This is a genomic window from Pseudomonas sp. NY15463, assembly GCF_048068415.1.
In the GTDB taxonomy this organism is placed as follows: Bacteria; Pseudomonadota; Gammaproteobacteria; order Pseudomonadales; family Pseudomonadaceae; genus Aquipseudomonas; species Aquipseudomonas mosselii_C.
The window spans coordinates 349,250-362,188 of sequence record NZ_JBLUQD010000002.1 but is presented as its reverse complement, the minus strand read 5'-3'; the positions used below and the strand labels follow the sequence as shown (position 1 = coordinate 362,188).

General features: G+C 61.8%; 15 protein-coding genes. 13 read left to right on the top strand and 2 right to left on the bottom strand.

From position 1 onward, the window contains the following. Positions 1 to 21 precede the first annotated feature (21 nt). The 12 genes from ffh (at position 22) to ACNFIC_RS05835 (ending at position 9,996) form a co-directional block, all read left to right on the top strand. A complete protein-coding gene (gene ffh, locus ACNFIC_RS05890) occupies positions 22 to 1,398 on the top strand; it encodes a signal recognition particle protein (RefSeq protein ID WP_138218717.1) in 1,377 nt (458 codons plus the stop codon). A 232-nt stretch (positions 1,399 to 1,630) separates the two neighbouring features. Continuing rightward, a complete protein-coding gene (rpsP, locus tag ACNFIC_RS05885; protein ID WP_008094480.1) occupies positions 1,631 to 1,882 on the top strand; it encodes a 30S ribosomal protein S16 in 252 nt (83 codons plus the stop codon). A gap of 5 nt (positions 1,883 to 1,887) precedes the next feature. Then, entirely contained in the window at positions 1,888 to 2,424 is a 537-nt protein-coding gene (gene rimM / locus ACNFIC_RS05880) for a ribosome maturation factor RimM (protein WP_416780299.1), read from the top strand. 2 nt (positions 2,425 to 2,426) lie between these two features. Further along, complete coding sequence (gene trmD, locus ACNFIC_RS05875) at positions 2,427 to 3,179, top strand: tRNA (guanosine(37)-N1)-methyltransferase TrmD (protein ID WP_054895625.1); 753 nt, start codon at positions 2,427 to 2,429, stop codon at positions 3,177 to 3,179. 42 nt (positions 3,180 to 3,221) lie between these two features. Then, a complete protein-coding gene (gene rplS / locus ACNFIC_RS05870; RefSeq protein ID WP_011535315.1) occupies positions 3,222 to 3,572 on the top strand; it encodes a 50S ribosomal protein L19 in 351 nt (116 codons plus the stop codon). A gap of 145 nt (positions 3,573 to 3,717) precedes the next feature. After that, on the top strand, positions 3,718 to 4,125 hold the full coding sequence (locus ACNFIC_RS05865; RefSeq protein WP_416780296.1) for an acyl-CoA thioesterase: 408 nt from the start codon (positions 3,718 to 3,720) through the stop codon (positions 4,123 to 4,125). A gap of 52 nt (positions 4,126 to 4,177) precedes the next feature. Continuing rightward, positions 4,178 to 5,074, top strand: a complete 897-nt coding sequence (xerD, locus tag ACNFIC_RS05860) for a site-specific tyrosine recombinase XerD (protein ID WP_416780295.1) — start codon at positions 4,178 to 4,180, stop codon at positions 5,072 to 5,074. A 153-nt stretch (positions 5,075 to 5,227) separates the two neighbouring features. Then, positions 5,228 to 5,977, top strand: coding sequence for a DsbC family protein (locus ACNFIC_RS05855; RefSeq protein WP_138218709.1), 750 nt, complete (start codon positions 5,228 to 5,230; stop codon positions 5,975 to 5,977). Between the two features lie 82 nt (positions 5,978 to 6,059). Beyond that, positions 6,060 to 7,364 (top strand): homoserine dehydrogenase, encoded by a 1,305-nt coding sequence (locus ACNFIC_RS05850; protein ID WP_138218707.1) that lies wholly within the window; start codon positions 6,060 to 6,062, stop codon positions 7,362 to 7,364. Between the two features lie 162 nt (positions 7,365 to 7,526). Beyond that, entirely contained in the window at positions 7,527 to 8,936 is a 1,410-nt protein-coding gene (gene thrC, locus ACNFIC_RS05845) for a threonine synthase (protein WP_138218705.1), read from the top strand. A 264-nt stretch (positions 8,937 to 9,200) separates the two neighbouring features. Continuing rightward, entirely contained in the window at positions 9,201 to 9,575 is a 375-nt protein-coding gene (locus tag ACNFIC_RS05840; protein ID WP_416780292.1) for a histidine kinase, read from the top strand. A gap of 133 nt (positions 9,576 to 9,708) precedes the next feature. Next, positions 9,709 to 9,996, top strand: coding sequence for a DUF3509 domain-containing protein (locus ACNFIC_RS05835; protein WP_138218701.1), 288 nt, complete (start codon positions 9,709 to 9,711; stop codon positions 9,994 to 9,996). Positions 9,997 to 10,130: 134 nt separating this feature from the next. Here the strand turns inward: ACNFIC_RS05835 and ACNFIC_RS05830 are convergent, their stop codons facing one another. Both ACNFIC_RS05830 and ACNFIC_RS05825 read right to left on the bottom strand, forming a co-directional pair. Next, positions 10,131 to 11,018, bottom strand: coding sequence for a TIGR02285 family protein (locus ACNFIC_RS05830; protein WP_416780290.1), 888 nt, complete (start codon positions 11,016 to 11,018; stop codon positions 10,131 to 10,133). Between the two features lie 19 nt (positions 11,019 to 11,037). After that, positions 11,038 to 12,237 carry a CaiB/BaiF CoA transferase family protein gene (locus ACNFIC_RS05825; protein ID WP_138218697.1) on the bottom strand — a complete coding sequence of 400 codons (1,200 nt, stop codon included), beginning with the start codon at positions 12,235 to 12,237 and terminating at the stop codon, positions 11,038 to 11,040. 151 nt (positions 12,238 to 12,388) lie between these two features. Between ACNFIC_RS05825 and ACNFIC_RS05820 the strand changes: the two genes are divergently transcribed. Further along, entirely contained in the window at positions 12,389 to 12,931 is a 543-nt protein-coding gene (locus ACNFIC_RS05820) for a YaeQ family protein (protein WP_138218695.1), read from the top strand. Positions 12,932 to 12,939 lie beyond the last annotated feature (8 nt).

The following is a 12,939-nucleotide window of genomic DNA, read 5'->3' as shown; positions in this document are numbered from 1 at the left end:
ACTGGGCCTGAAAGGATCACCATGTTCGAAAACCTGACCGACCGCCTGTCACAGACGCTGCGCCATGTCACCGGCAAGGCCAAGCTGACCGAAGACAATATCAAGGACACGCTGCGCGAAGTGCGCATGGCCCTGCTTGAGGCCGACGTCGCCCTGCCGGTGGTCAAGGATTTCGTCAACAGCGTCAAGGAGCGTGCGGTCGGCACCGAGGTGTCGCGCAGTCTGACCCCAGGCCAGGCCTTCGTGAAGATCGTCCAGGCTGAGCTGGAAAGCCTGATGGGCGCCGCCAACGAAGAGCTCGCGCTCAACGCCGCGCCGCCCGCCGTGGTGCTGATGGCCGGTTTGCAGGGCGCGGGTAAGACCACCACCGCCGGCAAGCTGGCTCGCCACCTTAAGGAACGCAAGAAGAAGACCGTGATGGTGGTGTCGGCCGACGTCTATCGTCCGGCAGCGATCAAGCAGCTTGAAACCCTGGCCAATGACATCGGCGTGACCTTCTTCCCGTCCGATATCAGCCAGAAGCCGGTGGCCATTGCCGAAGCGGCGATTCGCGAAGCCAAGCTCAAGTTCATCGACGTGGTGATCGTCGACACCGCTGGTCGCCTGCATGTCGACGCCGACATGATGGACGAGATCAAGGCCCTGCACGCCGCAGTCAAGCCGATCGAGACGCTGTTCGTGGTCGACGCCATGACCGGTCAGGACGCCGCCAACACCGCCAAGGCCTTCGGCGATGCCCTGCCGCTGACCGGCGTGGTGCTGACCAAGGTCGACGGTGATGCGCGTGGCGGTGCCGCGCTGTCGGTGCGCGCGATCACCGGCAAGCCGATCAAGTTCATCGGTATGGGCGAGAAGACCGAGGCGCTGGAGCCGTTCCACCCAGACCGCATCGCCTCGCGCATCCTCGGCATGGGCGATGTGCTCAGCCTCATCGAGCAGGCCGAGCAGAACATCGACAAGGCCAAGGCCGACAAGCTCGCCAAGAAACTGAAGAAGGGCAAGGGCTTCGACCTCGAAGACTTCCGCGACCAACTGCAACAGATGAAGAACATGGGCGGCCTTGGCGGCCTGATGGACAAGCTGCCGAGCATCGGCGGCGTCAACCTGTCGCAGATGGGCAACGCCCAGGGTGCGGCCGAGAAGCAGTTCAAGCAAATGGAGGCGATCATCAACTCCATGACCCCGGCAGAGCGTCGCGACCCTGAACTGATCAGCGGCTCGCGCAAGCGCCGTATCGCACTGGGCTCCGGTACCCAGGTGCAGGACATCGGCCGGCTGATCAAGCAGCACAAGCAGATGCAGAAAATGATGAAGAAATTCTCCGCCAAAGGCGGCATGGCCAAGATGATGCGTGGCCTGGGTGGGATGCTGCCGGGTGGCGGCATGCCGAAACTGTAAGCGAATCCGGCGGGCTTCCTTGATATCAGGTGGCCCGCCAGACCCCGCTTCGGCGGGGGCATGGCCGTCTTGAGGCGGCTCTAACCAGCAAGGCTGAGCGGCGGGGCATGCACCTGCCGAAAAAGGCATTTGCAAATGTCCGTGTATTCCCTGAGAATATGCGGCCTTTTGGGCACCCGTGTGCCCATTGGGCATTCAGTTTTGCAGCACCGACTATAGGAACGATGTTCACATGGTAACCATCCGTCTTGCCCGTGGCGGCTCCAAGAAGCGCCCTTTCTACCACCTGACCGTGACCAACTCGCGTAACGCCCGTGACGGCCGTTTCGTTGAGCGCGTTGGCTTCTTCAACCCGATCGCATCGGGCGCCGAAGTCAAGCTGTCGGTCAACCAGGAACGCGTCACCTACTGGCTGAGCCAGGGCGCGCAGCCGTCTGAGCGTGTTGCTCAGCTGCTGAAGGACGCTGCCAAGGCCGCAGCCTGAGCAGTATGAACGCGACGCCAGAGAAGGCTGACGACCTCATCGTCGTTGGCAAGATTTTTTCGGTTCACGGCGTTCGCGGCGAGGTGAAGGTGTATTCCTTTACCGATCCGATTGAAAACCTGCTGGATTACCCGCGCTGGACGCTTCGGCACGAAGGCAAGGTAAAGCAGGTCGAGCTGGTCAACGGTCGTGGCTCCCAGAAGGGCCTGGTCGTCAAGTTGAAAGGCCTCGATGATCGTGATGAAGCCCGTCTTCTGAGCGGTTACGAAATCTGCATTCCACGCAGCCTTTTGCCCAACCTGGCCGCTGACGAGTACTACTGGTACCAGTTGGTGGGTCTGAAAGTCATCAACCAGGACGAACAACTGTTCGGCAAGGTCGATCACTTGTTGGAGACCGGTGCAAACGATGTATTGGTGGTCAAGCCTTGCGCAGGCAGCCTGGATGATCGCGAGCGTCTATTGCCCTATACGGCGCAATGCGTGCTTGCCGTCGACCTGGACGCAGGTGTGATGCGTGTCGAATGGGACGCGGATTTCTGACGATGGGCAACCTTCGCGTAGAAGTCGTCACGTTGTTCCCCGAGATGTTCTCGGCCATCACGGAGTACGGCATTACCAGCCGTGCGGTGAAACAGGGGTTGCTCCAAGTGACCTGCTGGAACCCGCGGGACTACACCACTGATCGCCACCATACGGTGGATGATCGTCCGTTTGGCGGTGGTCCGGGCATGGTGATGAAGATCAAGCCTCTGGAAGACGCCCTGGCCAGTGCCAGGCAGGCGACCGGAGCATCGGCAAAGGTGATCTACCTTTCGCCACAAGGCCGCAAGCTGACGCAGCAGGCGGTCAAAGGCCTGGCCGAACAGGAATCGTTGATCCTGATCGCCGGTCGTTATGAAGGCATCGACGAGCGCTTTATCGAGGCTCATGTCGATGAGGAGTGGTCGATTGGTGACTATGTGCTTTCCGGTGGCGAGCTGCCGGCCATGGTACTGATCGATGCGGTTACGCGGCTGCTGCCCGGAGCTTTAGGGCATGTGGACTCGGCGGAGGAAGACTCTTTCACCGACGGTCTGCTGGATTGCCCGCACTACACCCGACCTGAGGTGTATGCGGATCAGCGTGTACCCGACGTGTTGCTAAGTGGCAACCATGCACATATCCGGCGTTGGCGGATGAAGCAGTCCCTTGGTAGGACCTTCGAACGACGCGCCGATCTTCTGGAAAGTCGCTCGCTTTCTGGAGAAGAGAAGAAGCTGCTCGAGGAATACCTCCGCGAGCGGGACGATAGTTAAACGTATCGATGGTGGATCGCGTATCCATCTTAGGAGCACAGCATGACCAACAAGATCATCCAGCAGCTCGAAGCCGAGCAGATGAGCAAAGAGATCCCGACCTTCGCACCCGGCGACACCGTTGTCGTCCAGGTTAAAGTGAAGGAAGGCGACCGCTCGCGTCTGCAGGCGTTCGAAGGCGTCGTTATCGCCAAGCGTAACCGCGGTCTGAACAGCGCCTTCACCGTGCGCAAGATCTCCAGCGGCGTTGGCGTAGAGCGTACCTTCCAGACCTACAGCCCGCAGATCGACAGCCTGGCCGTGAAACGTCGTGGTGACGTGCGTAAAGCCAAGCTGTACTACCTGCGCGACCTGTCCGGCAAAGCCGCTCGCATCAAGGAAAAACTGTCCTGAGTACAGTTTGCCCGGTGGCCGAGGCCGCCTAGCGAGAAAAAAGCAGCCTTCGGGCTGCTTTTTTGCTTTCTGCGTCCTGCGCCGATGGGATCTACCCCAAGCAGCAGGCGCCACTGTCCTCAACCCCCTTAGACGTGAGTTGCCCATGACCCCGCGCGAGCAGGAAATCCAGCGCCGCACCGAGCTGTCGGTCACCCGTGTGACCAAGGCGGTGTTCCCCAATACCACCAACCACCACAACACCTTGTTCGGCGGTACCGCCTTGGCCTGGATGGACGAAGTGTCGTTCATCGCCGCCACGCGTTTTTGTCGCCTGCCCCTGGTGACCGTGTCCACCGACCGGATCGACTTCAAGCACCCGATTCCAGCGGGCACCATCGTCGAGTTGGTCGGTACGGTGGTGAAAGTCGGCAACACCAGCTTGCAGGTGCAGGTGGATGTATTCGTCGAGAACATGTACCTCGACGGCCGCGAGCGGGCGATCCATGGTGTGTTCAGCTTCGTTGCCATCGATGAAGACAAGCGTCCGGTGCCGGTATTGCCGCAGGTTTGAGGCAAGCGGTAATCTGCTTTAAGACATTTGGCGACTTGACTCTCTGGTACCCATGGCTGCCCTCGACCACCCCCTGATCGACCAGTTCCTCGATGCCCTTTGGCTGGAAAAAGGCCTGTCCGATAACACCCGCACCTCGTACCGCAGCGACTTGGCCCTGTTCAACGGCTGGTTGCAGGACAAAGGCGTGGCCTTGCCCGACGCTGGGCGCGAGCTGATCCTCGATCACCTGGCCTGGCGTTTCGATCAGGCCTACAAGCCTCGTTCGACGGCGCGCTTTCTGTCCGGCGTACGTGGTTTCTACCGGTATTTGTTGCGCGAACGACTGATTGGCGTCGATCCGACGTTGCAGGTGGACATGCCGCAGTTGGGACGTCCGCTGCCCAAGTCGCTGTCCGAAGCCGATGTCGAAGCGTTGCTGCAAGCACCCGAGCGCAGCGAAGCCATCGGCCAGCGCGACCGGGCCATGCTTGAAGTGCTGTATGCCTGTGGTTTGCGTGTGACCGAACTGGTCAGCCTCACCCTGGATCAGGTCAACCTGCGCCAGGGTGTGTTGCGGGTGATGGGCAAGGGGAGCAAGGAGCGCCTGGTGCCGATGGGCGAGGAGGCGGTGTTGTGGGTCGAGCGTTACTTGCGCGATGGCCGCGCCGAACTGCTCAATGGACGCCCCAGCGACGTGTTGTTTCCTAGCCAGCGCGGCGAGCAGATGACGCGCCAGACCTTCTGGCACCGGATCAAACATCACGCCCAGGTGGCAGGCATCGACAAACCGCTGTCGCCGCACACCTTGCGGCATGCTTTCGCCACTCACCTGCTCAACCACGGCGCCGACCTGCGCGTGGTGCAGATGCTACTGGGCCACAGTGATTTGTCGACCACGCAGATCTACACCCACGTGGCCAAGGCGCGCCTGCAACAGCTGCATGCCCAGCATCATCCGCGCGGATGAATGATTTTCATGTTCCGCCGACCGGTGCTTGAGAGGACATTCCGAAGGCGTCTGTTGTGGTAGGCTTGGACGGTTTGTTGCAAGGGCCGCACGAACGCCGCATTTCCAGCCGCAGGCGTGTTTCATCGGCCCCGTCCGCCCTCAGGAGTTCCCATGCGCGTGACCCAGCTTTTTGCCGCCGCCGCCCTGGCGCTGGCCAGCACCTTTGCCGCCGCCGCGGCGACTGATAGCAATGCCAGCGCCGAGCAGGCGATCCGCAAGTCGTTGCAGAACCTTTCGCTTGAAGTGCCGGTCGAGAGCGTTGCCAGCAGCCCACTCAATGGCCTGTACGAAGTCAAGCTGCAAGGTGGCCGTGTGCTGTACGCCAGTGCCGATGGCCAGTTCGTGATGCAGGGCTACCTGTTCCAGATCCAGGATGGCAAGCCGGTCAACCTCACCGAGAAAACCGAGCGTCAAGGCATCGCCAAGCTGATCAATGGCATTCCGACCGCCGAAATGGTCGTGTACCCGGCCAAGGGCGAAACCAAGTCGCACATCACCGTGTTCACCGACACCACCTGCCCTTACTGCCACAAGCTGCACGCCGAAATCCCCGAACTGAACAAGCGCGGTATCGAAGTGCGCTACGTCGCCTTCCCGCGCCAGGGCCTGGGCTCGGCGGGTGACGAACAGTTGCAGGCCGTGTGGTGCTCCAGCGACCGCCGCGCGGCAATGGACAAGATGGTCGATGGCAAAGAAATCAAGGCCGCCAAGTGCGAGAACCCGGTTGGCAAGCAGTTTGCCCTGGGGCAGTCGATTGGCGTCAACGGCACGCCGGCGATCGTGCTGCAGAGCGGCCAGGTGATTCCGGGCTACCAGCCGGCACCACAAGTGGCCAAGTTGGCCTTGGCCGCTAGCAAGTAATCAATTCAGTACGCCGTCGTCATGGGGTGACGGCATGTTTCACGGTCGGCGCAGTTGCCGGCCGTTCAATGGGGAGTTCACAGTGAAACCGGTCAAAGTAGGCATCTGTGGGTTGGGGACCGTCGGTGGCGGTACCTTCAATGTACTTCAGCGCAACGCCGAGGAGATTGCCCGCCGTGCCGGGCGCGGTATTGAAGTGGCACAGATTGCCATGCGCTCGCAGAACCCGAACTGCCAGATTACCGGTACCCCCATTACCGCTGACGTGTTCGAAGTTGCCAGCAACCCCGAGATCGATATCGTCATCGAGCTGATCGGCGGCTATACCATCGCCCGTGACCTGGTACTCAAGGCCATCGACAACGGCAAGCACGTTGTCACTGCCAACAAGGCGTTGATCGCCGTGCACGGCAACGAGATTTTCGCCAAGGCACGCGAGAAGGGCGTCATCGTTGCCTTCGAAGCGGCGGTAGCCGGTGGCATCCCGGTGATCAAGGCAATCCGCGAAGGCCTGTCGGCCAACCGCATCAACTGGCTGGCCGGGATCATCAACGGCACCGGCAACTTCATCCTCACCGAAATGCGCGAGAAAGGCCGCGCTTTCCCGGACGTGCTGGCCGAAGCCCAGGCGCTGGGTTACGCCGAAGCCGACCCAACGTTCGACGTCGAGGGCATCGATGCGGCGCACAAGCTGACCATCCTGGCATCCATCGCCTTTGGCATCCCGCTGCAATTCGACAAAGCCTACACCGAAGGCATCACCCAGCTGACCACCGCTGATGTCAATTACGCCGAGGCCCTGGGCTATCGCATCAAGCACCTGGGCGTGGCGCGCCGCACCCAGGCCGGTATCGAGCTGCGCGTACACCCGACGCTGATCCCAAGCGACCGTCTGATCGCCAACGTCAATGGCGTGATGAACGCGGTGATGGTCAACGGCGATGCCGCAGGCTCCACGCTGTACTACGGCGCCGGCGCCGGCATGGAACCGACCGCTTCGTCGGTGGTGGCCGACCTGGTGGATGTGGTGCGTGCCATGACCTCGGACCCAGAGAACCGCGTCCCGCACCTGGCCTTCCAGCCCGATTCGCTGTCGGACCACCCGATCCTGCCAATTGATGCGTGCGAGAGCGCCTACTACCTGCGGATCCAGGCCAAGGATCATCCCGGTGTCCTGGCCCAGGTGGCGAGCATCCTCTCCGAGCGTGGCATTAACATCGAGTCGATCATGCAGAAGGAAGCCGAGGAACAGGACGGCCTGGTGCCGATGATCCTGCTGACCCATCGTGTGGTCGAGCAGCGCATCGATGACGCCATCGTTGCTCTTGAGGCGCTCCAGGATGTGGTCGGCAATGTCGTGCGCATCCGCGTCGAACAGCTCAACTAAGCGGTAAGCCCCACGCTACAAGCTGCAAGCAGCTCGTGTTGGGGCTCTGAATGATTACATTTGCGGCAAAGTAGGGGCATCCTGCGCAAGAGCATCGCCGATCGGCTTTTTTCTTGTAGCTTGCAGCTCGCGACTTGCCGCTCAAACCGAAGGTTTGCACCCATGCGTTATATCAGTACCCGCGGCCAGGCTCCGGCCCTGAACTTCGAAGACGTGCTGTTGGCCGGCCTTGCCACCGATGGCGGCCTGTACGTTCCTGAAAACCTGCCACGCTTCACCCAGGAAGAGATCGCCTCCTGGGCTGGCCTGCCGTACCACGAGCTGGCCTTCCGGGTGATGCGCCCGTTCGTCGAAGGCAGCATCGCTGACGCCGACTTCAAGAAAATCCTCGAAGAAACCTACGGCAACTTCGCTCACGCCGCGGTGGCGCCGCTGCGCCAGCTCAATGGCAACGAGTGGGTGATGGAGCTGTTCCATGGCCCGACGCTCGCGTTCAAGGATTTCGCCCTGCAACTGCTCGGCCGCCTGCTTGACCACGTGCTGCTCAAGCGCGGCGAACGCGTGGTGATCGTCGGTGCCACCAGTGGTGATACCGGCTCGGCCGCCATCGAAGGCTGCCGCCGCTGCGATAACGTCGACATCTTCATCCTGCACCCGCACCAGCGCGTGTCGGAAGTACAGCGCCGCCAGATGACCACCATCCTCGGCGAGAACATCCACAACATCGCCATCGAGGGCAACTTCGACGACTGCCAGGAGATGGTCAAGGCCAGCTTCGCCGACCAGTCGTTCCTCAAAGGCACGCGTTTGGTGGCGGTCAACTCGATCAACTGGGCGCGGATCATGGCCCAGATCGTCTACTACTTCCACGCCGCCTTGCAGCTCGGTGGCCCGGCTCGTTCGGTCGCGTTCTCGGTGCCGACCGGCAACTTCGGCGACATCTTCGCCGGCTACCTGGCACGCAACATGGGCCTGCCGATCAGCCAGCTGGTGGTCGCCACCAACCGCAACGACATCCTGCACCGCTTCATGAGCGGCAATCAGTACGTCAAGGATGCCCTGCACCCGACCCTGTCGCCGTCGATGGACATCATGGTCTCGTCCAACTTTGAGCGCTTGCTGTTCGACCTGCACGGTCGCAACGGTGCAGCGGTCGCCCAACTGATGGACACCTTCAAGCAAGGTGGCGGCTTCAGCGTCGAGCAGGACCGCTGGACCGAGGCGCGCAAGCTGTTCGATTCGCTGGCAGTGACCGACGAGCAGACCTGCGAAACCATCGCCGAGGTGTTCCAGAGCACCGGTGAGGTCCTCGACCCGCACACTGCCATTGGCGTCAAGGCGGCCCGTGAGTGCCGCCGCAGCCTGGACACCCCGATGGTGGTGCTGGGCACTGCGCACCCGGTCAAGTTCCCAGAGGCGGTCGAGAAGGCCGGTGTCGGCAAGGCACTGGAGCTGCCGGCGCACCTGAGCGACCTGTTCAGCCGCGAAGAGCGCTGCACGGTGCTGGCCAACGACCTGAAGACCGTTCAGGCGTTCGTCAGCCAGCATGGGAATCGTGGTAAGCCGCTGTAAGGTATCGCCCTTCGAGAAGAGCCCATCCTTTAGATGTAATGCTGTTCACTTAAGATCGTCGGGGCCGCTTTGCGGCCCTTTCCGGCCGGTCCGGCGCCGCGGCAAGGCTGCTCCTACAGAGCCCTAAGTGAACAGCACTACATCCTTTGGATGGGCTTTTTCTTATGTGGGAAAAAGCATCGGTCAACTTAGGAAGTTTCCTATAGGTTCGTGGTATGCGGGACACTTAGAGTGCGGCTCTTCAATTTCGTAGCGAGCTGCCCCGTGCACAGCCTTCGTGTTCTTATCCACCAGGCCAGGCCCTTCCATCAGATCTTCCTGCACCAGGCTTTCAACGCCCAAGGCGTGTTCCATGTGTGCGTAAGTGACGACTTGTGCGACACCCGCGCCTGGTTGGGGCGTGAGCAGGGTGTCGATGTGTTGGTGCTCGACCACGGGATGCCTGAGCCCTGTGCACGTTCGTTGTTCCAGTGTCTGCACAAGGGCGGCGCCCCGCGAGCGTTGCTGTTCGTCGGAGGGGTGGGCGAAAGGTCTCTCGACCTGGCCCAGGACGCCCGCACACAGGGGTTTCGCGTGGTTGGCGAGTTACCGTGGCCTATGTCGACGGTCGCCCTGCAACAGGCACTGGCACAGCTCTGAAGCCTTCGCTGGCGCATCGCCTGCAAACTGTCACATTGCCTGCGCATGCTCGACAAGGCGGGCCTGTGGGGCGAACTTTCCGATGGGCTCGACGGTCAGTTCCAGTATGTCCAACAGCCAACGAGTGATCCGGATGGAAAGAATCTGCAGACTGCTCAACGATGCCCTTGCCCCTTACCACGCCAGCCTCGGTAGCCTCGACGCCGATGGCGGTCGCCAACTGACACTGCATGACGAACACGGCACGCTCATCCTCCAGCGCAAGGTAGCTGCGTGTCAGTTACGCGAGCAGCGTCTGCTGGTCGACGTGGTCGATGGCCTGCATCGCGATCTACAGATCGCCGAAGGGCGTCTGCAACCCTGTGTGATCGCCGCGCTGCGACACCAGCATCAACCTCAGACCCAGGGAACCTTTGCCTGATTGGCCTATCTGAATGAGCAAGGGCAGGGTGACGGTGCTTAGCTCCGGTGCCGTTACGCTGTCGCGCGAAGCCTTCAGGGCTTGCACTTGACCCCGGTCGTCGACCCCAGCGACCGGGGTTTCTTTTGCCTGGTTCAGGGCTGTGGGGGGATATCGACAGCGGCATCCTCGAACAACTGCCTTGCCTGTTCCAGGTACTCGGTGCGCAGCGCCGGGTCCAGCCATTGGGTATACAGGCTGGGGAGCGTGTCGCGACGCAGTTGCAGCAGCAAGCGGTCGATGTGGTTTACCGCTTCGCGGCCCTGTGCAGTGTCGGTGCAGCCTACGCGCAAGAGCTGAAAGTGATCGACGCCTTCGATTGGATAGAACACATAGTCCTGCGCCGACCTGCCCTGTTGCTGTAGCAGATAGCGGAATTCGTGCCAGTAACCCAGTACCGCTTGCAGCCGGCCGAGCTGCTGCATCTGCAACAGGCTGGAGGTGGCGTCGCTGCCATAGTGCCGGGTCAACGCGCTGTCGGGAAACTGCTGGAGCATCGCGTCGACCTGGGCGCTGTAGCTGCGTTCGGCAACGATACCCAGCTTGAGCCGGGCGTCGCTCATCAGGTGGCGCAGGTTGACCTGGTGGCCATTGACGTAGGCTGCCAGCAGCCCTTGGTCCTGTTTGCGAACCACCAGTCCTCCGCTGAGCACCGCCAGCGAGGGTCTGGAAAAGTGCGCGTACTTGTCACGCTCGGGCGTCCACAGCAGCGTGGGGTCGCAGGTGAGCGCCGTGCCCTGGAGCATCTGGATGCCGCGGGCACGGTTGACCCTGAGGATGCTGTGGTCGTACTCGGGCATCTGCGCGATTAACAGCGGCAGCATCTGGTCGATCACGCCCTGGCCTTTGGCTGGGCCCTCGAAGATGGTGAATGGAGGCAGGTCGCGCACCAGCCATAGCAAATGTTCGCGAGGCGCTTGCGCCTGCGCGCTTAAGGCGCTCATCAGCAGGCAGAAAACCAGCGTCAGGCGAAGGTTGCACATGGGCCGGGTGCCTGGCGTATCAGACCGCGCCGCTCTGGCGCAGGCGGGCGATGGCGGCGGCATCGTAGCCAAGCCCGCCCAGCACCGTGTCGGTGTGTTCGCCCAGCTGCGGGCCTACCCAGTCGGCAGAGCCTGGGGTGTCGGACAGCTTGGGCACGATCCCCGGCATTCGGAACGGCTTGCCGTCCGGCAGCTTGGCCTGCAGGAACATCTCGCGGGCCAGGTACTGTGGGTCGTCGAACATATCCTGGGCCGAGTAGATGCGACTGGCGGGCACCTCGGCGTCGTTGAGTACCTGCATCACCTGGTTCAGCGGCAGGCTGTTGGCCCAACGGTCGATCACCCCGTACAGTTCGTCGCGGCGCGCATCACGGCCATCGTTGCTGGCCAGCGACGTGTCCTCGGCCAGGTCGTTGCGACCGATGGCCTGCATGAAGCGCTTGAAGATCGCATCGCCATTGGCGCCAATCTGCACATGGCGACCGTCGGCAGTGGTATGGATGCTGGAGGGGGTGATGCCAGGCATGATGTTGCCGGTGCGCTCGCGGATAAAACCGAACACGTCGAATTCCGGGACCATGCTTTCCATCATGGCAAAGATCGCTTCGTACAAGGCCACGTCCACCACCTGGCCCTGACCGCCGTTTACCTCGCGATGACGCAAGGCCATCAGTGCGCCGATCACGCCCCACAGTGCGGCGATCGAGTCACCGATGGAAATCCCCGTGCGCACTGGCGGACGGTCCTCGAAACCGGTGATGTAGCGCAGCCCGCCCATCGACTCGCCGACCGCGCCGAAGCCTGGCTGGTCTTTCATCGGGCCGGTCTGGCCAAAGCCGGACAGGCGCACCATGACCAGGCGCGGATTGAGCGCATGTAGCACGTCCCAGCCCAAGCCGAGCTTTTCCAGCACGCCAGGGCGGAAATTCTCGATCAGGATGTCGGCCTCGGCGAGTAGCTGCTTGAGCACCTCGCGCCCTTCGGGGTGCTTGAGGTTGAGGGTGAGCGACTGTTTGTTGCGGGCCTGCACGAACCACCACAGCGAGGTGCCTTCGTAGAGCTTGCGCCATTTGCGCAGCGGATCGCCGCCATCGGGGGATTCGACCTTGATCACCTCGGCACCGAACTCGGCGCAGATACGCGAGGCGAACGGGCCGGCGATCAGGGTGCCAAGCTCGATGACTTTGAGGCCGGCGAGGGGTTTGCTGGGCGTAGACATGGGGCATCCGTGGCGAATGGCGTGGTGCGGTGGTTTTATCACAGCTCGACGGTGTCAGGTACTGCCGTCGCACCCATGCCAATGCGCAGCCGACCTCGGGCGCCAGATCGGGTAGACTGTCGCCCTTTCTTTTTCAACGAAGCCCCCGCCCATGGCCCAGCCGTCCACCACCTACAAGTTCGAACTGAATCTGACCGACCTCGACCGCGGCGTATACGAAAGCGTTCGCCAGACCATCGCCCGGCACCCGTCCGAAACCGAGGAGCGCATGGCTGTGCGCTTGTTGGCATATGCCCTCTGGTACAACGAGAGCCTGTCGTTCGGCCGTGGTCTGTCGGATGTTGATGAAGCCGCGTTGTGGGAAAAGAGCCTGGATGACCGCATCCTGCACTGGATCGAAGTCGGCCAGCCCGATGCTGAGCGCCTGACCTGGTGTTCGCGTCGCACCGAGCGCACCAGCCTGCTGGCCTACGGCAGTCTGCGTGTATGGCAGAACAAAGTGCTGGATGCGGTCAAGGGCCTGAAGAACCTGAGTATTGCCGCAGTGCCTCAGGAGGTGCTGGAAACCCTGGCCACTGACATGCCGCGCACCATCAAGTGGGACGTGATGATCAGCGAAGGCACTGTATTCGTCACCGACGACCGTGGTCAGCATGAAGTGCAGCTGGAGTGGCTGCTTGGCGAGCGCGGTTGAACTGACCT

What these genes read in the sequence shown, in the direction of transcription:
- ffh (WP_138218717.1), top strand. Translation starts at nt 22, where the DNA reads ATGTTCGAAAACCTGACCGACCGCCTGTCACAGACGCTGCGCCATGTC.
- rpsP (WP_008094480.1), top strand. Translation starts at nt 1,631, where the DNA reads ATGGTAACCATCCGTCTTGCCCGTGGCGGCTCCAAGAAGCGCCCTTTC.
- rimM (WP_416780299.1), top strand. Translation starts at nt 1,888, where the DNA reads ATGAACGCGACGCCAGAGAAGGCTGACGACCTCATCGTCGTTGGCAAG.
- trmD (WP_054895625.1), top strand. Translation starts at nt 2,427, where the DNA reads ATGGGCAACCTTCGCGTAGAAGTCGTCACGTTGTTCCCCGAGATGTTC.
- rplS (WP_011535315.1), top strand. Translation starts at nt 3,222, where the DNA reads ATGACCAACAAGATCATCCAGCAGCTCGAAGCCGAGCAGATGAGCAAA.
- ACNFIC_RS05865 (WP_416780296.1), top strand. Translation starts at nt 3,718, where the DNA reads ATGACCCCGCGCGAGCAGGAAATCCAGCGCCGCACCGAGCTGTCGGTC.
- xerD (WP_416780295.1), top strand. Translation starts at nt 4,178, where the DNA reads ATGGCTGCCCTCGACCACCCCCTGATCGACCAGTTCCTCGATGCCCTT.
- ACNFIC_RS05855 (WP_138218709.1), top strand. Translation starts at nt 5,228, where the DNA reads ATGCGCGTGACCCAGCTTTTTGCCGCCGCCGCCCTGGCGCTGGCCAGC.
- thrC (WP_138218705.1), top strand. Translation starts at nt 7,527, where the DNA reads ATGCGTTATATCAGTACCCGCGGCCAGGCTCCGGCCCTGAACTTCGAA.
- ACNFIC_RS05835 (WP_138218701.1), top strand. Translation starts at nt 9,709, where the DNA reads ATGGAAAGAATCTGCAGACTGCTCAACGATGCCCTTGCCCCTTACCAC.
- ACNFIC_RS05830 (WP_416780290.1), bottom strand. Translation starts at nt 11,018, where the DNA reads ATGTGCAACCTTCGCCTGACGCTGGTTTTCTGCCTGCTGATGAGCGCC.
- ACNFIC_RS05825 (WP_138218697.1), bottom strand. Translation starts at nt 12,237, where the DNA reads ATGTCTACGCCCAGCAAACCCCTCGCCGGCCTCAAAGTCATCGAGCTT.
- ACNFIC_RS05820 (WP_138218695.1), top strand. Translation starts at nt 12,389, where the DNA reads ATGGCCCAGCCGTCCACCACCTACAAGTTCGAACTGAATCTGACCGAC.